A 24,450-nucleotide genomic window follows, 5' to 3' on the forward strand; every position below is an offset into this window, starting at 1 on the left:
TGTTAGCGGAATCTATGCTGAGATACCGCGGCGGTATGACACCTTTCTTGGGTTAGCTATAGATAAATCGCTTGCTATTTTCCTTTTCTTTTTCATAATTATATTAGTAAATTATTAGGTAGGTTTAATATGCTTTATGGAGAGAATAGGACAAATACTAATGGTTACAGATATCAGAGAACTCTAGATGAACCAACACAAAAGTTATTTGAGGCTATTGATGATGAAAACCTAGAAGGTTTTAAACAAGCTCTGGCAGAGGGTGCGGATGTTAATGCGTTTGATAAAGAAGGCATGACACCTTTGGTGTCCATAGTTACTAATTTGTCTGCAGGCTTTAAAAAAGAATATCAGAATATGATTAGGTTACTTCTACTGCACCAGAGAATAGATGTTAATATTTGTGAAAAAAGTAATGACGATACAGCTTTACACCTAGCAATGTGCTTTCAACAAAAGAAAACGTTATCAACTTTTGCTTAGTCACCCAAACATAAACACTAATATAACCAATAAGAGATATCAAAGTCCTAGTGAGTATGCTGAGCAAAATCGTGCTGAACATTTGGTAATAGAAATACAAAAAGCACGAAAAGGAAAAGAATTATTAGCTGCTCTTTCTAGCGGAAACATTTACCAAGCGAAAACACTATTGAATCAAGAGCTTAATCCTAATTGCTGGAGAAGAACCCAAGATGGAAGAATAAAAACACCACTTAGCTTAATTATTCGATTATGTTTACGAGCGATAACAGAAGATGAAAAAGAAGTATTGACAAAACTTTTAAAACATAAAGACCTAGATTTTAGTTACGAGCAGTATGCACAATTAAAGCAAACAATTGAACAAGCTATTACAGAGCGATTGACTGATACTATGAACGCGAATTCTGGATTAAAGGAGAATAGAAAAGGCAAGAAAACAGGGTAAACTCAGCAGTTATAAAAAAACAGATGAGGTTAACCATGGAAGATATAACAAACTGTTTTGTTTGGTCGATGATTTTTGCAGAGATATAGAGAAAAATTTTGCAGGTAAACTACTGCCAAATGGTAAAAAACCCACAAGAACAACGGAAATTGAGCACTCCGAAATCATGACAATAATCCTGCTATATCAACAATCTCCGTGTAAAAATTTCAAAACTTTCTATCTACATTACCTAACGTTGCTCTACAAATCAGAGTTTCCAAAGTTGCCTTCATATACCAGGTTTGTTGCTCTAAAGCCTAGGGTTTTGTGGCATTTAGCAATGTTGTTGCATTGGCTTTGTGGACAGTCAGAAAACACTGGAATTTCATATATAGACACAACTCCCATTGCAGTTTGTCATGCAAAAAGAATATCCAAAAACAAAGTTTTTGCTGGAATTGCAAAATTAAGCAAGAGTACTTACGGCTGGTTTTTTGGTTTCAAATTACATATGGTAATCAATGAAAATGGTGAAATTCATTCACTTACGCTAACAAAAGGCAATGTTGATGATAGGATACCTGTGCCAAATCTGACGGAAAAATTAACCGGCCTTTTGTTTGGTGACAAAGGTTATATTGCAAAAGAGCTTTTTCAGAAGCTGTTTGACCGAGGTTTGAAACTTGTTACCAAGGTGAAAAAAGGTATGAAAAATGCATTGATTTCGCTAAATGAGAAGATTTTACTGAGAAAAAGGTCTATCATTGAGACTGTTTTTGGTTACCTAAAAAATAGACTAGAAATTGAACACACTCGCCATAGATCCCCTGTTAATTTTTTGGTTCATATCTTTTCTACTCTCATTTCCTATTCCATCAAATCCAAAAAGCCTTCTATTTCCTATACTTTCTTCCTTCCTTAATCCAGAATTCGCGTTCATAGAAAAATTGACCCTATCTCTTAAATAAAGAGCCATAAAAAAATTTTTAAATGTATCTTTATATTATATATTCTTATTGATAATAATTTGTCATCTTTTTTGTTAACTTTACTGATGTTGCCAGAAGGAACGTTGTTGCCAAATTTTGTAAAATTTATTATCCTAAGGTTTCAAGTCCTCACAGGTTTATTGGAACTATATGTACAATGTGTTTATCAGTGAAAATCCGGAGAAAATGATGGGGGAAAAGTTAATACATTACTTCAGCCAGAACAAGTGCGAAGGCAATGCAGAAATGAAAAATCTGCTGGGAGGGAAGGGAGCAAATTTAGCAGAAATGTGCAATGTTGGCATTCCTGTTCCACCTGGTTTCACAATTTCCACCTCTGTTTGTCAGACTTACTGTCAGGATAATGAATTGTCTAACGACCTACGTAACGAGATCAAAAACTACATGGCGATGCTCGAAAATGACATCGGTTGTAAATTTGGGGATTTAAATAACCCCTTATTAGTTTCCATACGCTCTGGTAGTGTCAATTCAATGCCGGGCATGCTTGATACTATTTTAAATGTTGGCCTAAATGATGAAACCGTTGTTGGGCTTGCAAAAAAAAGTGGCGAACGTTTTGCTTACGATAGCTACTGCCGTTTCATTATGATGTACTCCAATGTTGTACTACAGCTTGACCATCACCTATTTCAAGATGTTGTTGATAATGAACAGCAAAAGAGTGGAGCAAAAAGCTTAGCTGATCTTGATGTTGATGTTTTAAAGAGAATTGTTAGCAATTTCAAAAGGATAGTACATGAAAAAACAGGAAAACATTTTCCGCAGAACGTTGAAGAGCAATTGTTAAACTCAGTTAATGCAGTATTTGCCTCTTGGAAAAATGATAGGGCTGTTTCCTATAGAAGAATACATAATATTCCTGAAAACCTTGGAACAGCAGTCAACGTGCAAGCAATGGTTTTTGGTAATTTAAATGATAATTCTGCAACTGGTGTGATATTTACACGAAACCCTTCAACTGGAGAAAAAAAGCTTTTTGGTGAGTTTTTGGTTAATGCTCAGGGTGAGGATGTGGTTTCTGGTGTTTATACTCCTATGCCAATTGACGGAGAGCAAAAAAACACTATGGAGAAGTTGCTGCCAAGTGTCTACCGAGAATTATGCGTGGTATGTGAAAAACTTGAAAGGCATTATAAAGACATGCAGGATATCGAATTTACTGTACAGGACGGTAAGTTATGGATTTTGCAGACTAGGTCTGGCAAGCGCACGGCTGAAGCTGCTATTCGCATAATAGTTGATATGGTAAACGAAGGAACGATTACAAAAGAAGAAGGAATATTGAGAATTGATCCAAAAACTTTTGACAATTTATTGCATCCAATTCTTGATGTTAAGAGTGACCAGAAAGTAATAGGGAAGGGACTGCCGGCTTCTCCAGGGGTTGCTTCTGGATATGTAGTGTTTAGTGCAAGTGATGCTGAAAAAGCTGCAGAGCAGGGCAAAAAAGTGATTTTAGTAAGGTCAGAAACGAGTCCTGAAGATATTAATGGAATGAATGCTGCAAGTGGCATAGTAACAGCACGGGGAGGGATGACCTCGCATGCTGCTGTTGTAACCCGTGGAATGGGTAAGCCATGCATTTGCAGTGTGAGTGGACTTTATATCGATAAAGATGGAATTTTCTTTTCTGTAGGGGATACAAAAGTAAATAAAGGTGAACCAATTACCATCAACGGAGGAACAGGGGAGGTTATGCTTGGCATTCTCCCTACAATTTTACCTGAATTATCGCAAGAATTCAAAACGATAATTAACTGGATAGATGAAATCAAAACGATCAAAGTGAGAGCGAACGCTGATACTCCAAAAGATGCAAAAATTGCAAAAGAATTCGGTGCAGAAGGTATAGGCTTATGTCGCACAGAACATATGTTTTTCGCTAGTGATAGAATCGAATTCATTCAAAAGTTGATAATAGCTGACGATGAAAATGAAAGGGCAGATGCGCTCATTAAACTGGAAGGAATGCAAAAGTCTGATTTCAAAGAAATATTTTCTATTATGGAGGGCAGGGAGGTCACTATACGGTTGCTTGATCCGCCTTTGCATGAATTTTTACCCAATAATCAGTCTACTATAGAAAAAATCGCCAAATCACTTAGTAAGTCAGTTGAGTCAGTAAAAAATAAAATAGCACAGTTATCAGAAAAGAACCCAATGCTTGGCCATCGAGGTTGTAGACTTGCCATTTCTCATCCTGAAATATATAGCATGCAGATTAGGGCAATACTTAGTGCTGCAAGTGAATTAAAGAAAGAAAAGAAGATAGAAGTGGAGCCTGAAATCATGATTCCTTTTATCATGAGTGAGAAAGAGTTTGTTATGATATACGAGCTAGCAAAGAAAGAATCCTCTGTCATCTCAGCTGGGATCCAGATGCAGATTCCAGCGTCACGCGCTGGAATGACATCAGACAAGGCTTATTCAATCGGCACTATGATAGAACTGCCACGAGCGGCACTGATTGCTGATAAGTTAGCAAAACATGCAGAGTTTTTTAGTTTTGGCACTAATGATTTAACGCAAACAACCATGGGACTTTCAAGAGATGATTCAGTTAATTTCCTCGATTCTTATAAGGAAAGCAACATATTCGAAAACGACCCGTTTGAAGTGCTGGACATCGAAGGGGTAGGGGAGTTAATCAAGATAGCCATTGAAAGAGGCAAAAAAACCCGAAAAGAAATAAAACTGGGTATATGTGGAGAGCATGGAGCAGATCCAAGATCTATAGAGTTTCTCATCGAATCAGGGGTGGATTATGTTTCATGCTCACCCTATAGAGTACCGGTTGCAAAGTTAGTAGCAGCACAATTTAGCATAAAATCTAAGTTTGTTGGGTAAATTATAGCTAAAGTAATTTAGGTTTACCTACAATTTGATAAGTGTGAAACTCGTCATTCCGCTACTTGTTAGCGGAATCTATCCGCGGCGGTATGACGTAGGGCTGTGCTAGCTATAGATCCCAGTGGGATTTGTTGCATCGCTACTTATGAAAGGCTAACTATAGTTAGGATTATAAGCAACCTATTGAAAATCTTGTTTTTTTGCAATCAATCTGATCAAATTTAAGAATAGTAATTTATTATTTATATTAATAAACTTAATTCTATTGAAAATAGCTAAAGCATTGAAATTCTTGAATTTTAGCCGGATTAGTGAGTGGTAGTGAAATTTCTTTTACTCAAATTTAGGTATTCACTGACCGTTCTTGTTATAAACGCGAATTCTGGATTAAAGGAGAATAGAAAAGGCAAGAAAACAGGGTAAACTCAGCAGTTATAAAAAAACAGATGAGGTTAACCATATGGTAAAAAACCCACAAGAACAACGGAAATTGAGCACTCCGAAATCATGACAATAATCCTGCTATATCAACAATCTCCGTGTAAAAATTTCAAAACTTTCTATCTACATTACCTAACGTTGCTCTACAAATCAGAGTTTCCAAAGTTGCCTTCATATACCAGGTTTGTTGCTCTAAAACGCGAATTCTGGATTAAGGAAGGAAGAAAGTATAGGAAATAGAAGGCTTTTTGGATTTGATGGAATAGGAAATGAGAGTAGAAAAGATATGAACCAAAAAATTAACAGGGGATCTATGGCGAGTGTGTTCAATTTCTAGTCTATTTTTTAGGTAACCAAAAACAGTCTCAATGATAGACCTTTTTCTCAGTAAAATCTTCTCATTTAGCGAAATCAATGCATTTTTCATACCTTTTTTCACCTTGGTAACAAGTTTCAAACCTCGGTCAAACAGCTTCTGAAAAAGCTCTTTTGCAATATAACCTTTGTCACCAAACAAAAGGCCGGTTAATTTTTCCGTCAGATTTGGCACAGGTATCCTATCATCAACATTGCCTTTTGTTAGCGTAAGTGAATGAATTTCACCATTTTCATTGATTACCATATGTAATTTGAAACCAAAAAACCAGCCGTAAGTACTCTTGCTTAATTTTGCAATTCCAGCAAAAACTTTGTTTTTGGATATTCTTTTTGCATGACAAACTGCAATGGGAGTTGTGTCTATATATGAAATTCCAGTGTTTTCTGACTGTCCACAAAGCCAATGCAACAACATTGCTAAATGCCACAAAACCCTAGGCTTTAGAGCAACAAACCTGGTATATGAAGGCAACTTTGGAAACTCTGATTTGTAGAGCAACGTTAGGTAATGTAGATAGAAAGTTTTGAAATTTTTACACGGAGATTGTTGATATAGCAGGATTATTGTCATGATTTCGGAGTGCTCAATTTCCGTTGTTCTTGTGGGTTTTTTACCATTTGGCAGTAGTTTACCTGCAAAATTTTTCTCTATATCTCTGCAAAAATCATCGACCAAACAAAACAGTTTGTTATATCTTCCATGGTTAACCTCATCTGTTTTTTTATAACTGCTGAGTTTACCCTGTTTTCTTGCCTTTTCTATTCTCCTTTAATCCAGAATTCGCGTTGTAACAACAACTCCAACAACATCTTTTGTTAATGAGGTATAAAAATTTTCCTTGCTTTCTTTATATTTAGTTTCTTGTGTATTTGGTGGAGAAAATTGAGCATCTATGAAGCTGTTAGCTTTGTTATCATTATTTGGTGTGGCAGTTCGGTCAGTCCTTGTTGATACAGGCGTTTTATTTTTGTTATTATGATGCTGACCGTTACCACTATTTGGTGTAACAGTTTGATTGGTATTTGTTTCTTTTGTTAATATAGTAGGTGCTGTTACTACAGGCGTTTCACCTTCGTTATTATGATGCTGACCGTTACCACTATTTGGTGTAACAGTTTGATTGGTATTTGTTTCTTTTGTTAATATAGGATGCACTGTTGCTATAGGTATCCCATTCTTGCTTACTGCTGATGCGCGTGGTGCAATTCTTTCTTGATCGTTCTGTATTAGCACTGTTGCTGCTACAGAATTACTTTCTGCAACAGCAGTGCAGAATGCATCATCTTTTGATTGTTGGTATAATATGTACAATTCATCTTCAGGATTTAACTTTGATTGCTCTGCATTAATATTTCGCAGTAGCGTGCCTAGAATCTCAGCATTACTGTTATCAGTATAAGAAACAACAGAGCATAATATAGATTTGTCTTCTTCAATTTTGCTAACGTAATACCTTCCTTCTTGACTGATTGCATTGATGATAGTCACTTCATTTTGTAAGAGAAATTTTATAACGTTCAAATTTTGATCTTTAATTGCATATTCTAGTACAGCATTTTTTTCACATTTGCTCTGAAGATTAATTCCCTTCCTTTTTAACCTTTTTTGCAAATCTTCAAAACTAGTAACTGTGCTATCCTGTTTTGTAACCCTATCTATATCAAGACACAGATTCCTAATGTCACCATCATTTAGCGTGGTTATATTACTGCCACTGAGTCCCGCTCCATTCTCTTCCACATTAAGTGTGTTTTGTTTCTTGTTTATTGCTGATCTAAGTATTGCAATTATTACATAATTCGAGAGGTATTTACAGTGATCAGAATTGTTGAAGTCCACTTTAAATTCAGAATCTATCTCAAGTGATGATTTACTTTCTTTAATCATTTCTAAAAGACTCCTTATACCATTTGCTGGTATACCTGTCATATGCTTTAAAAGCAACCTAACCTTTGGTAGATCACCATCTATGGAAGCATTACTCAGAGCATCAACCTTTTCTCCTTCAGTAAATCTCTTATTATCTAAAAGCACCTTCATAATGTCAGTGTTCTCATTGCAAGGAGCTGCATTTAAATGCTCTTGTATGCTTGCATGATCTACGTAATCTAAAAATAGTTTAAATTCTTGGACATTGCCTTGAACAATAGCAGAATTCAAAGCATGCAATTTTTCTTCTTTATTAAACTTGCCACTATTCAAAAGTATCCTTACAACGTCAGCTTGTTTATTCATTGCAGCTATATCCAACAGAGTATTGGAAGCAGTATCTTTAATATCATTGATTTTAATGCCTGAATTCGCAAGCAATTCAATAGTTTTTAGAAATGTATCACGATCGTTTGAAATATCGGACCCTCCTGAACGGATAGCATCCGCAAATAAATCAAAAATTTCTATATCTGTTTTTCCTCCCTGTATCAATGTCCAGTAAAACTCCTCAGCAGTTATATCAGGATTGTTAGTTACAATTTCTTTTATCTCTTCATAAGTCATGTCAAATTTTACCACTATTACTATCTAATTTATTATAGCAACTTTCCCACAACCAGTCAAGACATATTGCAGTTTCAAGCAGCATGATATATATTGAATATAGTTCTTAAAGCAAATGATGGAAGATTTAGCCTATAAGTTAGTGAAAGTGACCGAAGCTGCGGCGCTTGCTGCATATAAACTAGCAGGCTTTGGGGATGAAAAAAAGGCTGATCAGGTTGCAGTTGATGCAATGCGAACAGTGTTAAATTCAATGGAAATAAATGGTACTATCGTAATTGGTGAAGGTGAGAGAGATGAAGCGCCGATGCTATATATTGGCGAGAAGGTTGGCACTGGAAATGGTCCTGAAATCGACATTGCTGTTGACCCACTTGAGGGTACCACAATTTGCGCTCACTACAAACAGGGGGCAATGTCCGTTCTTGCTGCAACGAAAAAAGGTAATTTTTTACATGCACCTGATGTTTATATGGAAAAGATAGCAGTAGGAAAAAATCTTCCAGAGGGTGTAGTCTCACTAAAAAATAGCATTGAAAAGAATCTAGACAATTTAGCCAAGGCAAAAAAATGCAAAGTAAATGATCTCGTGGTAACTGTACTTAAACGTGAAAGGCATGATGAATTAATATTGAAAATCAGGAAGTTAGGAGCAAAAGTTAAACTAATAGATGATGGTGATGTTGCGGCCGTAGTTTCACTAGTAAATGGCAATCACGATATGTATATCGGTATAGGAGGAGCACCAGAAGGGGTGCTTGCGGCTGCAGCGCTAAGCTCAATCGGCGGACAGATGGAGGGAAGGTTAATATTTGACACGGATCAGTTAAGAGAAAGAGCAAAAGATTTGAACATTCACGATCCAGAAAAAATCTACACCATAAAAGATATGGCAAGAGGTGAATCAGTGTTCATTGCAACTGGAGTAACAAACGGAGAACTTGTGGATGGAGTTGATAACTTCTGTTCAACTAGTTCTTTAATAATTCTACCTAACAAGCTGATAAAGGTGCAAGTTATACAAAAGTTAGGTTAATTATTTTTCAATATATTATGTAAGAGTTAAAGGGAGTGTTAAAATGTTAGATTCATTTTCTCAAGAGAAACTAATTGTACAAGAAGTTCCTCAAGATGGACATAAAAAGAAGGCTGAACCCTTTTCAAAACCTCTTATCTATTGTTTCTTAAACCACTCTGCTGAACGGAGACAGTTTAGGCTGTTATGCCTGGCGGCTTTGTTGGAATAAGTTTTTCAACACTGCTAACAATAAAATTGATTGTATCGTCAGCTACCTTATCGAATTTATCATTTATCTTTTTTCCTATTTCTTCATTTTTAACATATTCGTGTAGAGCTAAAGCAGTTATAGCTGCACATGCTGCAATTAAGCCAGTTTTTGCTATAATGAGCATTGATAATCCTCCTGCAAATATAAATGTTAATCCAATAGCTAGGTTTATAATTTTACTTTGTGTTGTTTGTTGTGCTGCCTGATTCTGATCTACTTTTTCTTTTTCAAGAACGTTTGATATTGTTTTTGAGAAAATTTTTACCACGATTGTTGCAATTGCGATCATAGCTAATCCTATGGCTATTTTTGCTAAGAGAAAAAATGATGGGAACACCATTGCAAAGAATAGTAAGCCAGCTCCTACAATTAGTAACTTATTTTTAGGTTGGATTTCATTTGACATAATAAACCTCCATTTCATAACTGCCGGAGTATACCTAATATAAAATACGGAGATAGTCAACATATTTTATGAAAGGGCGCGTTAAAAATTTTTTTCATATTGTTCTTCGCCGCCTCGTGGTTAAATTTGGAATTTTAGAAAGAGTTACGTATTATTTAAAATTCTTGTATACTGTTTTGAATCAGTTAAATAGATAATGAAGTGCAGGACGCAGTTTTAATTTTACAAGATGGCAAGTGCTTTTGGGGAAAATCAGTAGGTAAAAAAGGCAAGTGCATAGGTGAGGTCTGTTTTACCACTGGTATGACCGGTTATCAGCATACTATAACTGATCCTTCTTTTGCTGATCAAATTATAACGTTCACTTTTCCTCATATTGGTAACATTGGAATAAACCATAAAGATAATGAAGGAAAGAAAATTTTTGCAAGTGGTGTGGTTATGCGTGAACTTTCTTCTATGTCCCACCCTTCTTCATATATCAGTTTAAATGATTGGTTAGAGAAAAATAACGTGATTGGGATATCAGGAGTTGATACTAGAGCTTTAACGAGACATTTGAGAGAACATGGATCTCAAAATGGAATGATATGCCCGTCAAGCGAGACGTATGTGTTGGATGAATTGAAGAAATACAAACCTGTAAATGGGATGGAAATAACCAATAAAGTTAGCTTGCATAGTAATTTTAAAAGTGACCTTAATGCAAAATATAGGGTTGTAATCGTTGATTTTGGCGTAAAAATCAGTATAGTTTCACGCTTAATAGAACTTGGTTGTACAGTTGAATTAATCAGACCAAGCACAGGTTTTGCTCAAAAAGTGTTGAGTATGAATCCAGATGGTATAGTGCTTTCAAATGGTCCTGGTGATCCGCAAGAAATAGGAGAAAGTGTAGTTTCAGAAATAGACATTATTATAAAATCTAAAATACCAATTTTTGGCATATGCATGGGCCATCAATTACTTGCGATTACTTTGGGGGCAAAGACCATCAAGATGGATATTGGTCACCGAGGGAGTAACCATCCAGTTTATGATGTAAGTAGTGGAAAAGTTGAGATCACTAGCCAAAATCATGGTTTCGTTGTTGATTCAGCTTCTCTTCCAAGTAATGTTAAAATTACTCACATTTCTCTATTTGATAATAGTGTAGAGGGAATAATGATGAAGGATTACCTAGTCTTTTCTGTGCAATATCATCCAGAAGAAGCGCCAGGTACGCATGATTCGCATTATTTGTTTAGACGTTTTATTGACAATATTGTGTTGTATAAAATGAAATCTGCATGATTTTAATCAGGGTAGGTTTTATTGCTTGATTTTTTAATTTTAGGCGTTTAGTATTAAATACAATAAAAGCTTGAGTTAAGGTACTAAAATAGCGTTCTCTTAACAAATTTTTGTGGAGGAGTGACCGAGTGGTTAAAGGTAACAGACTGTAAATCTGTCCGCATTGCGTACGTAGGTTCGAATCCTACCTCCTCCATTGTGCGGGTATAGCTCAATGGTAGAGCTCTAGCCTTCCAAGCTAGTGACGTGGGTTCGATTCCCACTATCCGCTCTTTTTTTTATTGTATTTTTATAAAATCAACATATTATTTATTGATGTATTTGTATTTTAGGTAGAAAAGTTTAAATTATGACAGCAGTAGTGGAAGCATTTGGAAAGCCACATGTAAATGTGGGAACAATAGGACATGTGGATCATGGGAAGACAACGTTAACAGCGGCGATAACAAAGCATTATGGAAATTTTGTAGCGTACGATCAGATAGATAAAGCGCCAGAAGAAAGGAAGAGGGGGATAACGATAGCAACAGCGCATGTTGAGTATCAGACGGAAAAAAGGCATTATGCACACGTTGATTGTCCTGGACACGCTGACTATGTAAAGAATATGATAGTAGGTGCAGCACAGATGGATGCAGCGATATTGGTAGTGTCGGGAGTTGATGGGCCAATGCCACAAACGAGAGAGCATATATTGCTGGCGAAGCAGGTGGGTGTTGGATATATCGTGGTGTATATAAATAAAGCTGATGTTGCTGATGCTGATATGATAGATTTAGTAGAAATGGAAGTGAGGGAATTGCTGAGTAAATACGGATTTCCAGGGGATGAAGTGCCTGTGGTAGTTGGGTCAGCACTCAAGGCGCTGGAGGATGACAGCGGCGAATATGGAAAGAAATCAATAGACAAATTGATGGAAAAGTTAGATGAATATGTGGCGGTTCCACCAAGGCCTGTGGATTTACCATTTTTATTGCCAATCGAAGATGTATTTTCGATATTGGGGCGAGGGACGGTGGTAACAGGAAGAATAGAGAAGGGAGAGATAAAGACGGGAGAAGAGATAGAGATAATAGGTCTGAAGGAGACGCAAAAGACGATATGCACAGGTGTAGAAATGTTTAAGAAGTTGCTGGATAAGGGAAGTGCAGGACTCAATGTAGGAATATTGTTAAGAGGAACAAAAAGAGAAGAAGTGGAGAGAGGGCAAGTATTAGCAAAACCGGGGACGATAACGCCGCATAGAAAGTTTAAGGCGGAGGTTTATATATTAAAGAAAGAGGAAGGAGGAAGGCATACACCATTTTTTGCGAATTACCAGCCACAGTTTTATTTAAGGACAACGGATGTAACTGGGAGCATAAAATTGCTAGATGGGAAGGAGATGGTAATGCCAGGAGATAATGTGAGTGTAGAAGTAGAATTGCAAGTACCGATAGCAATGGATAAGGGATTGCGTTTTGCGATAAGAGAAGGCGGTAGAACTGTTGGTTCTGGTGTTGTTTCTGAAATTTTGGAGTGAGAGTTTGAGTTATAGGAGTGTAGCTCAATTGGTAGAGCGCTGGTCTCCAAAACCAGAGGTTGTAGGTTCAATTCCTATCGCTCCTGCATTAATGTTGTGGTGAAAATGTTAAAAAGTTTGTGTGTTTTTTTCTGTGATATAAAGCAAGAAATACGAAGAATTGCTTGGGTAAAGAAACAGGAGGTGTTGTCATCTCTATTTGTTGTAATGATTGTTATATTATGCTTTTCGATTTTCTTCTGTTTTGTGGATTTTATGTCTCTTTACGTAATTAAGGCTTTATTTGGAATTATTTATGGAATGTGAATATAAATGGTATATCATTAAAGTTGATTATGGATATGAGCAAAATATACGCGAATTGGTAAGTGATGCTGTTTATTTTAAGGAAGTGTTTATTCCTTATCAAACGGTATGTAATTCAAAGTCTGATATAAAAGAGTTATGTGAAGTGTATGTATATATGCATCTATGTGATGAAAGCAAAAATATTTTGAATCAAACGCCTGGATTCTGCAGTGGCGAATCTGGTGATTTTGAGATGATTTCAGATGATGAAATAAGTTTAAAGTGTAAAGAATTTAATAGATATAAATGGTATATCTTGAGAGTTGCTTCCAATTGTGAAGAGAAAGTGCGCAAACATATATTGGAAAATTCTATGAGATTGGGTGTTAATGATTACTTTAAGGAAGTTTTTATTCCATATGAAGAGCTAAGTGAAGTAGAGTTGAAATCTAAGAAAATTGCTACACGAAGGAAATGCTTTCCTGGTTATGTCTTTTTATACGTGAATTTATGCGATGAAGTATTGAATTTTATCAATAATATACCAAAATCTCTTAAGGTTTATGGATTTTTGAAAAATGGTAATATTCCAAAGGTGATTTTGGATGATGAGATTCACTCAATGTGTAATGCACTTTATGATGCTCAAGAGACAAAGAAGTTAGGTTATGGTTATGAAAAAGGTGAAAAAGTGAAAATTAATGATGGTCTTTTTCAAAATTTTACTGGTAAGGTAAATATGGTAAACAATGAGAAAAAAATTATTAATGTGGAAGTATCGATTTTAGGTAAGCCGACAATAATAGAGCTTGATCTGGCTCAAGTAGAGAAAATAGAGGATTAATTATGAGTGTTGTAGTTGCTAAGATTAACTTACTTATGGAAGCTGGGAAAGCAGTTCCAGGGCCGAAAATTGCTTCAGTACTTGGTCCACGTGGTATACCTGTTCCTAAGTTTTGTGAAGCTTTTAATAAAGTTACTAGCACTGCTAACGCTAATTATAAAGTAGGCGATTTAGTAACAGTGCGAATTTCCATAAAGGATGATCGCTCTCATGATTTTACTGTCAGCGGTCCGCCTGTGGCTTATTTACTTAAGCAGGAGGCTAAATTAAGTAAAAGTTCTGGTAATCCTGGTAAAGAATTAGTGGCTAAATTACCTATGTCTGCTATAATTAAAGTGGCAAAGTGCAAGATGGTTGATATGAAGGTGGATAATGAAGATTCAGCAGTGAAAATGGTTGTAGGCACTGCAAAATCTATGGGTATAGAAGTTGTGGAAGGTTAGGTAAATGAATACATATAATGATAATCCTAGGCAGTGTTTGAAGAAGATTGTTGAGTCTGCTTCAGCAAAATTTAATGAATCAGTTGATATTGCAGTCAATTTAGGCGTAGATTCACGTAAATCTGAAGAGCAGGTGTGTGGTACAGTAGTTTTGCCTAAAGGTATCGGGAAAAATATTAAAGTAGCTGTTTTCGCTCAAGATAAACATTTATTAGAAGCTGAAAAAGCTGGTGCTGATATTGCAGGAGGAGAGGATTTAGTTGAAGAAATAAAAAAAGGTAGAAAATTAGATGTTGATTGGTGCATTACTACTCCTGATTTTATGGCAAAAATCACTCCTATTGCAAAAGTATTGGGTGCTAAAGGGCTGATGCCTAACCCTAAATTTGGTACTGTGACTTCTAACATTGCAGAAGCTATTAAAACCATTAAGTCTGGTCAGGTGAAATTTAGAACAGATAAAAATGGTGTTATTCATGGTAAATTAGGAAATATTAAATTTGATATTGATGGCTTGCTAGAAAATTTAAAAGCCTTTCTTAAAGTAATTAAAGATAATAAACCTATTTCTGTGAAAGGAATTTACTTTAAGGGTGTTTTTTTAAATTCAACTATGGGTAAAGCTTATAAGATAAGCAAAGTGGAAGATGTAATTTAAGGGAGTGATACCGTGAAGCGTAAAAATAAGGATGAATTTATACAGAGCACAATAAACGTATTTGTAAATAATGATTTCTTAATATTAGTAAATTTTAAATCTATAAATGCTAATGATTCGTTAACTCTGAGAAATAGCCTGAAGTCTATAGCAGGTGGGGTATTAGTAGTTAAAAATACTCTAGCTCGCTTGGCTTTAGAAAGGACTGGTAAATTTTCTTATTTATCGGGCAAATTTTCTGGTCCTGTTGCTATTATATACTCTAGTGGCATAGTAGAAGCTGCAAAATTAATAGTTGATTTTACTAATGCTAACAAAGAAAAAATGTCTGTGATTTGCGCAGCTCATTTAAATGAATTGTTAACAGTGGAAGATGTTAATAAACTGGCTAAGTTGCCTTCTCTGGATGAATTGCGTGTTAAAATTATGCGTTTAATATCTTATGATATTCCTGCTCGGTTGGCGTTGTCTATTAATTCATCTTCTATGAGGCTTATGAGAGTTTTGGATTATTATAGTTCTAAAAAATAAATTTGTTGTTAAGTAAGGTGATAATTATGAGTAATGTAACAAGTGATTTGGTTGATAAAATATTATCTTTAAACCTATTAGAGGCTTCTGAACTTGTAAAAGTTCTAGAAGAGAAAATAGGGTTGCCTGCTGGTTCTTTTCTTGGTGGAGCTGTTGGTGCTGGGGCGCCTATTAGTGATAATGCTGCTGCTCCTGCTGCTCAAGAAAAAGCTGAGTATAAAGTTGTGATTAAAGAAATTGATGCGAGTAAAAAAATAGGAGTTATTAAAGCTGTGAGAGAAGTTAATTCTACATTGGGTTTAAAAGAAGCAAAAGAGTTGGTTGAATCTTTACCTAAAGATTTGACTGCTAATGTTCCTAAAGACGAAGCAGAAAAAATCAAGCAAAAACTTATTGAAGCAGGAGCAACTAAAGTGGAGCTTGAATAATATTTAATGTATTAATTTTATATTGATATAGCTCTTTTAATTAATTTGGGGTATTTTAATGGTTGATTCTTCTTATATGTACGCTTCTGGTGCTTTTGTTCCTAGAGTTTCTTATTCTAGGTCGATTGATTTAAAAGATTCTTTATTGGATTTGGTTAAGGTTCAAAAAGAATCGTATGATTCATTTGCTCCTAAGAATAAGGGTAATGAAAGACTTGAAGTTATCTTTCATACAATCTTTCCAATAAATGATCCTTTGCGTAGGGCTACTATTGAGTTTATAAGTTGTAGGGTAGATGATCCTAAGTATGACGAATCTGAGTGTATAAAGCGTGGTGTAACTTTTTCTGCTCAGGTTATTGCTTCTATACGTCTTGTTGTTATGCAGGATGGTATTTCTCTTGATGAATATAAATCGATTAAAGAGAGTGGAGATCATTCTAAACTTGCAACCGTTGTAAAATCTATAGAAGAGCAGAAAGTCCACTTTTGTGGGTTGCCTATGATGACTGATAAGGGCACTTTCATCATTAATGGTGTGGAAAAAGTTATCGTCTCACAAATGCATAGGTCTCCTGGTGTATTTTTTGATAGCGATAAGGGAAAAACTTACAATTCTGGTAAATTGATCTATTCTGCTAGAATTATTCCTTATAGGGGTTCTTGGCTTGATATTGAATTTGATGTTAAAGACCATTTGTATTTTCGTGTTGATAGAAAAAGAAAATTGCCAATCTCAGTTTTATTAAAGGCGTTGGGTCTATCAAATAATGATATACTCGATAGATTTTATCAGAAAATAAAGTATGTAAAACATAAAGATGGTTGGAAAGTGCCTTTTGTTCCTGATAAATTTAAAGGAGTGAGGCTGCCTTTCGACTTAATGGATATTGAAGGTAATGTGCTGCTTAAAGCTAACGTTCGTATTACCTCAAGACTAGCTAAAAAGCTATATGATAATGAATTAAAAGAGTATCTGGTTCCTTTTAATTCTATATGTGGTTTATTCCTCGCAGAAGATTTAATGGATAGTGCTAGCTCTACGAAAATTTTATCTGCTGGTGAATCTATAAAGCTGGAAGACATAAAGAAGCTTGAGTTATTGTCTGTGGATGAAATATCAGTATTGAACATAGATAATGTATCTGTTGGACCTTATATATTAAATACGCTTTTCTTAGACGAAAACATGTCTTATCAGGATGCGCTATATGAAATATATAGAGTTTTGCGTCCTGGTGAAGTTCCTGTTTTAGAGATAGTAGAGGAGTTTTTCCGTAATCTTTTCTTCAGTCCGGAATATTATGATTTGTCTAACATTGGTAGGTTGAAGCTTAACTCTTACCTTGGATTAAATTATGATGAGGATTTAACTGTTTTAACATATGAAGATATTATTGAAATTGTAAAAAAAATAGTATTGTTACGTGACGGTCAAGGATCTGTAGATGATATTGATCATTTAGGAAACAGAAGAGTAAGATCAGTTGGAGAGTTTATAGAAAATCAATTTAGAACTGGGTTGTTGAAATTGGAACGCGCAATAGTTGATTCTATGTCCACTTCTAGTTTAGATAAAGTTTCTCCATCTGATTTTATTAATCCAAAAGTGTTAACTAATGTCTTAAGAGATTTCTTCAATTCTTCTCAATTATCTCAATTTATGGATCAGACTAATCCGTTATCTGAAATAACACATAAAAGAAGGTTGTCCGCGTTAGGTCCTGGCGGTTTAACAAGAGAACGGGCAGGATTTGAAGTGCGTGATGTTCATCCAACTCATTATGGAAGAATTTGCCCTATTGAGACTCCTGAAGGGCAAAATATAGGGTTAATCAACAGCTTAGCTATATACGCGCGTATTAATAAATATGGTTTCATTGAAAGTCCTTATAGAAAAGTAGTTAATAGGGTTGTTACTGATCAAATTGAGTATCTGTCTGCTATAGATGAAGGTTTATATTATATAGCTGATACCAGCGTAAAGCTCGATGAAAATAATTGCTTTGTTGATGACATGCTATACTGTAGATATGCTGGTAGTTTCATTATGGTAAGTAGTGATCAGGTGAGTTACATTGACGTATCTCCTAAGCAGGTAATATCAGTTGCAGCTTCCTTGATTCCATTTTTAGAAAATGATGATGCTAATAGAGCATTAATGGGCTCAAATATGCAACGTCAGGCCGTACCTTTATTGAAGCCTACCGCTCCTCTGGTTGCTACTGGTATGGAGTCTTTTGTAGCTTCTGGCTCTGGTGCTGTAGTTTTAGCAAAATGCGATGGCATAGTTGATAGTTCTGATAGTAACTCTATAGTTATACGTGCTTTTGATAAAGAAAGGGTTAACTACTTGGATGTAGATATTTATCATCTAAGGAAATTTCAGCGTTCTAACCATAATACTTGTATTAATCAAAGACCGCTAGTGTGCGTAGGTGATTATGTTAAAAAGGGTGATGTAATAGCTGATGGTCCTGCAATTAACAGTGGTGAGTTGGCTCTTGGTAAAAATTTGCTAGTCGCTTTTATGTCTTGGCAAGGTTATAACTTTGAAGACTCTATTATTATTTCTAGTGAAGTTGTTAAAAAAGATCTCTTTACTTCTATTCATATAGAAGAATTTGACTGTGTTGTACATGATATCCCTTTAGGATCAGAAAAAATAACTCGTGCTATACCTGGTGTTAATGAAGAAAATCTATATCACTTGGATGATAGTGGTATAGTGAAAATTGGTACAAGAGTTGGTCCAGGCTATATTCTGGTAGGTAAAGTTACACCTAAACCTTCTCTTTCATTGCCTCCTGAAACGAAGTTATTAATGACAATTTTTGGTGAAAAGTCATTCGATTGTGCGGATTCCTCTTTATATACATCTCCAGATGTTGAAGGGACAGTAATTGATGTACAAGTCTTTACACGCAGGGGGGTTGAAGAAAATGAAAGGGCATTACTCATCAAACAAAAAGAGGTAAATGACTTTGAGGAAGAGCGAGATTATATAATCAATGTTACTAGTGAATATTTCTATGATGAACTGAAGAAACTTCTTATTAATTCTGGTTCTCAAGATCAAGAAAAATTTGACTCTATTGAACGTGAGCAATGGTGGGGTATGGGATTAAAAAACCAATCCATTTATGAGCAAGTTAAGAGCTTAAAAAAAGATTTTGATGAAAAAGTATCACATGCAATAGCACAGTTTAAGCGAAAAGTAGAAAAATTACATGAAGGTTATGACCTGCCTCAAGGTGTGTCGATGTCAGTAAAAGTTTTCATTGCTGTGAAACATAGTCTGCAAACAGGGGATAAAATGGCTGGTAGACATGGGAATAAAGGTGTGATTTCTCGAGTTGTGCCAGTGGAAGATATGCCTTATTTGGAAGATGGTACTCCTGTTGATATTATTCTTAACCCTCTTGGTGTTCCTTCACGAATGAATGTAGGGCAAATACTGGAAACGCATGTAGGTTGGGCTTGTAGAAAATTAGGGGAAAGGGTAAGTAATATTCTCGATGAGATCAATAAAATCAAAAGTGCTTTTTGCAAGGGAATTAGGTCCCTTAACGATGATAATTTTACACAATTTGCAGTAGCATACCTTGACAATAAAAAAATTGAAAATATTGATGATGATGAAATAATGGCTTCTGTTTTAAATACACCTAATAAGAATGCACTAAATGACGAGTTGAATGCGTTAGTAGAGAACTATTTGAACTCTTGTAAAAGTTCATACAGCAATTTACGTAATTTCCTGATTGAGGTTTATAGCTATGGTAGTAACGTATCTATCTGTAATGATATTCGTAATATTAGTGATAATAATCTCATTGAATTTGCACGTAAATTACGTGATGGCGTTCCTGTTGCTGCACCTGTATTTGAGGGTCCAAAAGATGAACAAATAGCAAAATTATTTGAACTTGCTGGTTTGGATAACTCTGGACAAGCTGTATTATATGACGGTTGCAGTGGTGAAAAATTCGACCGCAAGGTTACAGTTGGTTACATGTACATGCTTAAGTTGCACCACTTAGTTGATGGTAAAATTCATGCGCGTTCAGTAGGGCCTTATAGTTTGGTTACTCAACAACCTCTAGGAGGAAAATCTCATTTTGGTGGTCAGCGTTTTGGTGAAATGGAATGTTGGGCATTACAAGCCTATGGTGCTGCTTATACTTTGCAGGAAATGTTAACTGTGAAGTCTGATGATATTAATGGTAGAGTTAAGATTTACGAGTCGATAATAAAAGGTGACAGTAATTTTGAATGTGGAATTCCTGAATCCTTTAATGTGATGATAAAAGAACTACGTTCTTTATGTTTAAATGTAGATTTAAAGCAAAATGATGTAGTGATTGAAGATATATCTCACACTAACATTGCACAACCTTTTAATGAGGTTAGCATATCGATTGCTAGCCCTGAAAGTATTAAGCGTATATCTTGTGGTGAGATAGAAGATGTTTCAACTGCAAATTATCGTACGTTCAAAGTTGAGAAAGGTGGATTATTTTGCCCTAAGGTTTTTGGCCCTGTCAATGACGATGAGTGTTTATGTGGAAAATACAAAAAAAGAAGACACAGGGGTCGCATATGCGAAAAATGCGGAGTAGAAGTTACATCTTCTAAAGTAAGAAGAGAAAGGATGGGTCATATAGAGCTTGCATCTCCTGTTGCTCATATATGGTTTTTGAAATCGCTTCCTTCAAGAATTGGAGCATTATTGGATATGTCTCTCAGAGATATTGAGAATATTTTACATAGCGATAATTATATCGTGATAGATCCTCTTGTTTCGCCTTTTGAAAAAGGTGAGATTATTAGTGAAAAAGCTTATAATGAAGTTAAAGATAGCTATGGGATCGATAGTTTTGTAGCTATGCAAGGTGTTGAAGCTATAAGAGAGTTGCTAACGCGCCTTGATTTACATGAAATTAGGAAGGATTTAAGACTAGAATTAGAGTCTGTTGCTTCTGAGATAAGAAGAAAGAAAATTATAAAGAGATTGCGTATTGTTGAAAACTTCATTAAATCTGGAAATAGGCCTGAGTGGATGATACTTACAACTATACCTATTTTACCACCTGATTTGCGTCCTTTGGTATCGCTTGAAAGTGGTCGTCCTGCAGTTTCTGATCTGAATCATCATTATAGGACTATTATTAATAGAAATAACAGGTTGAGGAAATTGTTGAGCTTAAATCCTCCTGAGATTATGATTCGTAATGAAAAAAGAATGTTACAAGAAGCAGTTGATTCTCTTTTTGATAATAGTCGTCGTAGTACTTTGGTAAATAAAGCTGGTGCTGTTGGATATAAAAAGTCCATTAGTGATATGTTAAAAGGAAAACAGGGTCGTTTTCGCCAGAACCTCTTAGGAAAAAGGGTAGACTACTCTGGACGTTCTGTAATAGTTGTTGGTCCAACTTTGAAACTAAATCAGTGTGGATTACCAAAAAGAATGGCTCTTGAACTATTCAAACCTTTTGTTTACTCAAAGCTTAAGATGTATGGTATGGCTCCAACTATTAAGTTTGCTAGTAAGTTGATAAGAGCAGAAAAACCAGAAGTTTGGGATATGCTTGAAGAGGTAATAAAAGAGCATCCTGTTTTGTTGAATAGAGCGCCTACGCTACATAGACTTGGTATTCAGGCTTTTGAGCCAATCCTTATTGAAGGCAAAGCAATACAGCTTCATCCGCTTGTCTGTACGGCGTTTAATGCTGATTTTGATGGTGATCAAATGGCAGTGCATGTGCCAATTTCATTGGAAGCTCAGCTTGAAGCTAGGGTGTTGATGATGTCTACTAATAACGTTTTAAGTCCTTCTAATGGCAGACCGATTATAGTTCCTAGTAAAGATATAGTACTTGGTATATATTATCTGACTTTACAAGAACCTAAGGAAGATAATATACCATCTTTTGGTGCTTTTTGTGAAGTTGAGCATTCTTTGAGTGATGGTACTTTGCATATTCATTCTAGTATAAAGTATAGGATGGAGTATATTAATAGCAGCGGTGAAATTCACTATAAAACTGTTTGTACAACTCCTGGCCGTTTAATATTATGGCAAATTTTTCCTAAGCATGAGAATCTAGGCTTCGATCTAATAAATCAGATATTAACAGTCAAGGAAATAACTAGTATAGTTGATTTGGTATATCGTAACTGTGGTCAAAGTGCTACAGTGGCATTTTCTGATAAATTAATGGTACTTGGCTTTGAGTATGCCACATTTTCTGGTGTTTCTTTTGGTCGTTGTGATATGGTTATACCTGAAACTAAAGCTACACATGTTGATCACGCGAGGGGTGAAATTAAGAAATTCTCTATGCAATATCAAGATGGGCTAATAACTAGAAGTGAGAGGTATAACAAGGTTATAGATGAATGGTCTAAGTGTACGGATATGATAGCTAATGATATGTTAAAAGCAATATCTATATATGATGAAAATAGTAAGTACAACTCAGTGTATATGATGGTTAACTCTGGTGCAAGGGGTTCTACTTCACAGATGAAACAGCTAGCAGGAATGCGAGGGCTCATGACCAAACCTTCTGGTGAGATTATAGAAACACCTATAATTTCTAATTTCCGTGAAGGATTGAACGTATTTGAATATTTTAATTCTACTCACGGTGCACGTAAAGGTTTAGCTGACACTGCGCTTAAAACTGCAAACTCTGGATACTTAACTCGTCGTTTAGTTGATGTGTCTCAAAATTGCATAGTTACAAAGCATGACTGTAAAACAAAAAATGGTCTTGTTGTGAGAGCTAAAGTTGAAGGAAGTACTATAGTTGCATCTCTAGAGAGTGTTGTGCTGGGTAGAACAGCTGCAGATGATATATATAACCCAGTGACAAAAGAATTATTAGTAAAAGCAGGGGGATTAATTGATGAGGATAAAGTAAAGCAAATCAGCATTGCAGGTCTTGATGCTATAAAAATTAGATCGCCTTTAACTTGTGAAATAAGTCCTGGTGTGTGTTCTTTATGTTATGGAAGAGACCTTGCAACTGGTAAAATTGTTTCAATAGGTGAAGCAGTTGGTGTTATAGCTGCTCAATCTGTTGGAGAGCCAGGTACTCAGTTAACGATGCGTACTTTCCATATAGGTGGAGTAATGACTAGAGGCGTTGAATCCTCGAATATTATAGCTTCTATTAATGCTAAAATAAAGTTAAACAATAGTAATATAATTATAGATAGAAACGGAAATAAAATTGTGATAAGCCGTTCCTGTGAAGTCGTGTTGATTGATAGCCTTGGTAGTGAAAAGTTGAAGCATAGTGTACCTTACGGTGCTAAACTTTATGTGGATGAGAGTGGGTCAGTAAAAATTGGCGATAAAGTTACGGAATGGGATCCTTATACATTGCCTATTATCACGGAGAAGACTGGTACAGTGTCTTATCAGGACTTAAAAGATGGAGTTTCGATCACTGAAGTGATGGATGAATCTACAGGAATATCAAGCAAAGTAGTAAAAGATTGGAAATTGCATTCTGGTGGAGCTAATTTACGTCCTCGTATTGTCCTGCTTGACGATAATGGTAAAGTAATGACACTCGCAAGTGGCGTTGAAGCATGTTATTTTATACCAATCGGGGCAGTGCTCAATGTACAAGATGGCCAGAAGGTTCATGCAGGTGATGTTATTACAAGAACACCAAGAGAGTCAGTTAAAACTCGTGATATTACTGGTGGTTTACCGAGGGTTATAGAGTTATTTGAAGCACGTCGTCCTAAAGAGCATGCTATTGTTAGTGAGATAGATGGCTATGTAGCGTTTTCTGAAAAAGACCGTAGAGGAAAACGCAGTATATTAATTAAACCTGTAGATGAACAAATTTCTCCAGTTGAATATTTGGTATCAAGAAGTAAGCATGTAATAGTCAATGAAGGTGATTTTGTACGTAAAGGTGATCTATTGATGGATGGTGACCCTGATCTCCATGATATTTTACGTGTGCTTGGGTTAGAAGCTTTAGCACACTATATGATTTCTGAAATACAGCAAGTTTATAGATTGCAGGGTGTTCGTATAGACAACAAGCATTTAGAGGTGATCTTAAAACAAATGCTACAAAAAGTGGAAATTACTGATCCTGGTGATACTATGTACTTGATTGGCGAAAGCATTGACAAGCTGGAAGTTGATAGGGAAAATGATGCTATGAGTAACTCTGGCAAACGGCCTACTCATTATCTTCCTATTCTGCAGGGGATTACTAGGGCAAGTCTTGAAACTAGCTCCTTTATTTCTGCTGCCTCTTTCCAAGAGACAACAAAGGTACTTACAGAAGCAGCATTCTGCGGAAAGAGTGATCCTTTAAGTGGATTAAAAGAAAATGTTATAGTAGGAAGATTAATTCCTGCTGGTACAGGTTTGATTATGAATAAGATCAGAGCACTTTCACTTTGTGATAATATAGATGAATATGAAAAATATTTTGATATTGAAACTTATGACGAGAAATGGTTGATGGATAATGGTTGTTATTTACACTCTGGTGAGGAAGAGAGCGTAGTGGCATATGATCAGTCGAATTGAGTACAGCTAGTGTGTTTCGTATCAGTTCAGGAGAGTGACAAAATAAGGTAGACAAGGTAGCATAACAAGATAACCAATAAAGTA

General features: G+C 35.6%; 17 protein-coding genes, 3 tRNA genes and 1 pseudogene. 18 read left to right on the forward strand and 3 right to left on the reverse strand.

Features of this window, described 5'->3' with window-relative positions; all coding sequences use genetic code 11:
• The first annotated feature begins 129 nt into the window (after positions 1-129).
• The 5 genes and pseudogenes from AAGD95_RS03400 to AAGD95_RS03420 form a co-directional block, all read left to right on the forward strand.
• A complete protein-coding gene (locus AAGD95_RS03400) occupies positions 130-483 on the forward strand; it encodes an ankyrin repeat domain-containing protein (protein ID WP_341818205.1) in 354 nt (117 codons plus the stop codon).
• Between the two features lie 82 nt (positions 484-565).
• Positions 566-931: a hypothetical protein gene (locus AAGD95_RS03405; RefSeq protein ID WP_341818206.1), complete on the forward strand. Its 366-nt coding sequence runs from the start codon at positions 566-568 to the stop codon at positions 929-931.
• A gap of 52 nt (positions 932-983) precedes the next feature.
• A complete protein-coding gene (locus tag AAGD95_RS03410) occupies positions 984-1,835 on the forward strand; it encodes an IS982 family transposase (protein ID WP_410542088.1) in 852 nt (283 codons plus the stop codon).
• Positions 1,836-2,091: 256 nt separating this feature from the next.
• Positions 2,092-4,773 carry a pyruvate, phosphate dikinase gene (ppdK, locus tag AAGD95_RS03415; protein WP_341818824.1) on the forward strand — a complete coding sequence of 894 codons (2,682 nt, stop codon included), beginning with the start codon at positions 2,092-2,094 and terminating at the stop codon, positions 4,771-4,773.
• A gap of 465 nt (positions 4,774-5,238) precedes the next feature.
• Positions 5,239-5,427: pseudogene (locus AAGD95_RS03420) on the forward strand (IS982 family transposase); the annotation flags it as partial.
• 1 nt (position 5,428) lies between these two features.
• On the opposite strand, the gene AAGD95_RS03425 reads toward AAGD95_RS03420, so the two are convergent.
• Together AAGD95_RS03425 and AAGD95_RS03430 are read right to left on the reverse strand one after the other, a co-directional pair.
• Entirely contained in the window at positions 5,429-6,280 is an 852-nt protein-coding gene (locus AAGD95_RS03425) for an IS982 family transposase (protein ID WP_410542088.1), read from the reverse strand.
• An 84-nt stretch (positions 6,281-6,364) separates the two neighbouring features.
• The gene (locus tag AAGD95_RS03430; RefSeq protein ID WP_341818207.1) at positions 6,365-8,107 is read right to left on the reverse strand and encodes an ankyrin repeat domain-containing protein; all 1,743 of its coding nucleotides are present in this window, start codon (positions 8,105-8,107) and stop codon (positions 6,365-6,367) included.
• 103 nt (positions 8,108-8,210) lie between these two features.
• Here AAGD95_RS03430 and glpX point away from each other — a divergent pair, with 103 nt between their 5' ends.
• Entirely contained in the window at positions 8,211-9,128 is a 918-nt protein-coding gene (gene glpX / locus AAGD95_RS03435) for a class II fructose-bisphosphatase (RefSeq protein ID WP_341818825.1), read from the forward strand.
• A gap of 176 nt (positions 9,129-9,304) precedes the next feature.
• Here glpX and AAGD95_RS03440 read toward each other — a convergent pair whose 3' ends face one another.
• Positions 9,305-9,787 carry a hypothetical protein gene (locus AAGD95_RS03440; RefSeq protein WP_265035450.1) on the reverse strand — a complete coding sequence of 161 codons (483 nt, stop codon included), beginning with the start codon at positions 9,785-9,787 and terminating at the stop codon, positions 9,305-9,307.
• Positions 9,788-9,988: 201 nt separating this feature from the next.
• Here AAGD95_RS03440 and carA point away from each other — a divergent pair, with 201 nt between their 5' ends.
• The 12 genes from carA to AAGD95_RS03500 all read left to right on the forward strand — a co-directional run bounded on the left by carA (position 9,989) and on the right by AAGD95_RS03500 (position 24,366).
• Entirely contained in the window at positions 9,989-11,080 is a 1,092-nt protein-coding gene (gene carA, locus AAGD95_RS03445) for a glutamine-hydrolyzing carbamoyl-phosphate synthase small subunit (RefSeq protein WP_265035452.1), read from the forward strand.
• Between the two features lie 114 nt (positions 11,081-11,194).
• A tRNA-Tyr gene (locus tag AAGD95_RS03450) sits at positions 11,195-11,276 on the forward strand.
• Positions 11,277-11,280: 4 nt separating this feature from the next.
• Positions 11,281-11,351 (forward strand) — tRNA-Gly (locus AAGD95_RS03455).
• A 78-nt stretch (positions 11,352-11,429) separates the two neighbouring features.
• A complete protein-coding gene (gene tuf, locus AAGD95_RS03460) occupies positions 11,430-12,602 on the forward strand; it encodes an elongation factor Tu (protein WP_341818208.1) in 1,173 nt (390 codons plus the stop codon).
• Between the two features lie 13 nt (positions 12,603-12,615).
• Positions 12,616-12,688 (forward strand) — tRNA-Trp (locus tag AAGD95_RS03465).
• Positions 12,689-12,707: 19 nt separating this feature from the next.
• Complete coding sequence (secE, locus tag AAGD95_RS03470) at positions 12,708-12,908, forward strand: preprotein translocase subunit SecE (protein ID WP_250295527.1); 201 nt, start codon at positions 12,708-12,710, stop codon at positions 12,906-12,908.
• Complete coding sequence (gene nusG / locus AAGD95_RS03475) at positions 12,898-13,734, forward strand: transcription termination/antitermination protein NusG (RefSeq protein ID WP_341818826.1); 837 nt, start codon at positions 12,898-12,900, stop codon at positions 13,732-13,734. The genes secE and nusG overlap by 11 nt, the downstream gene beginning before the upstream one ends.
• 2 nt (positions 13,735-13,736) lie before the next feature.
• Positions 13,737-14,177: a 50S ribosomal protein L11 gene (locus tag AAGD95_RS03480; RefSeq protein WP_265025462.1), complete on the forward strand. Its 441-nt coding sequence runs from the start codon at positions 13,737-13,739 to the stop codon at positions 14,175-14,177.
• 4 nt (positions 14,178-14,181) lie between these two features.
• Positions 14,182-14,835 (forward strand): 50S ribosomal protein L1, encoded by a 654-nt coding sequence (gene rplA, locus AAGD95_RS03485; RefSeq protein ID WP_341818209.1) that lies wholly within the window; start codon positions 14,182-14,184, stop codon positions 14,833-14,835.
• A 12-nt stretch (positions 14,836-14,847) separates the two neighbouring features.
• Positions 14,848-15,366: a 50S ribosomal protein L10 gene (gene rplJ, locus AAGD95_RS03490; RefSeq protein ID WP_265034342.1), complete on the forward strand. Its 519-nt coding sequence runs from the start codon at positions 14,848-14,850 to the stop codon at positions 15,364-15,366.
• Positions 15,367-15,392: 26 nt separating this feature from the next.
• Positions 15,393-15,794: a 50S ribosomal protein L7/L12 gene (gene rplL, locus AAGD95_RS03495; protein WP_253307301.1), complete on the forward strand. Its 402-nt coding sequence runs from the start codon at positions 15,393-15,395 to the stop codon at positions 15,792-15,794.
• 58 nt (positions 15,795-15,852) lie between these two features.
• Positions 15,853-24,366, forward strand: a complete 8,514-nt coding sequence (locus tag AAGD95_RS03500) for a DNA-directed RNA polymerase subunit beta/beta' (protein ID WP_341818210.1) — start codon at positions 15,853-15,855, stop codon at positions 24,364-24,366.
• Positions 24,367-24,450: the final 84 nt, after the last annotated feature.

It is taken from the genome of Wolbachia endosymbiont (group B) of Ennomos erosarius, assembly GCF_964026905.1.
Classification (GTDB): domain Bacteria; phylum Pseudomonadota; class Alphaproteobacteria; order Rickettsiales; family Anaplasmataceae; genus Wolbachia.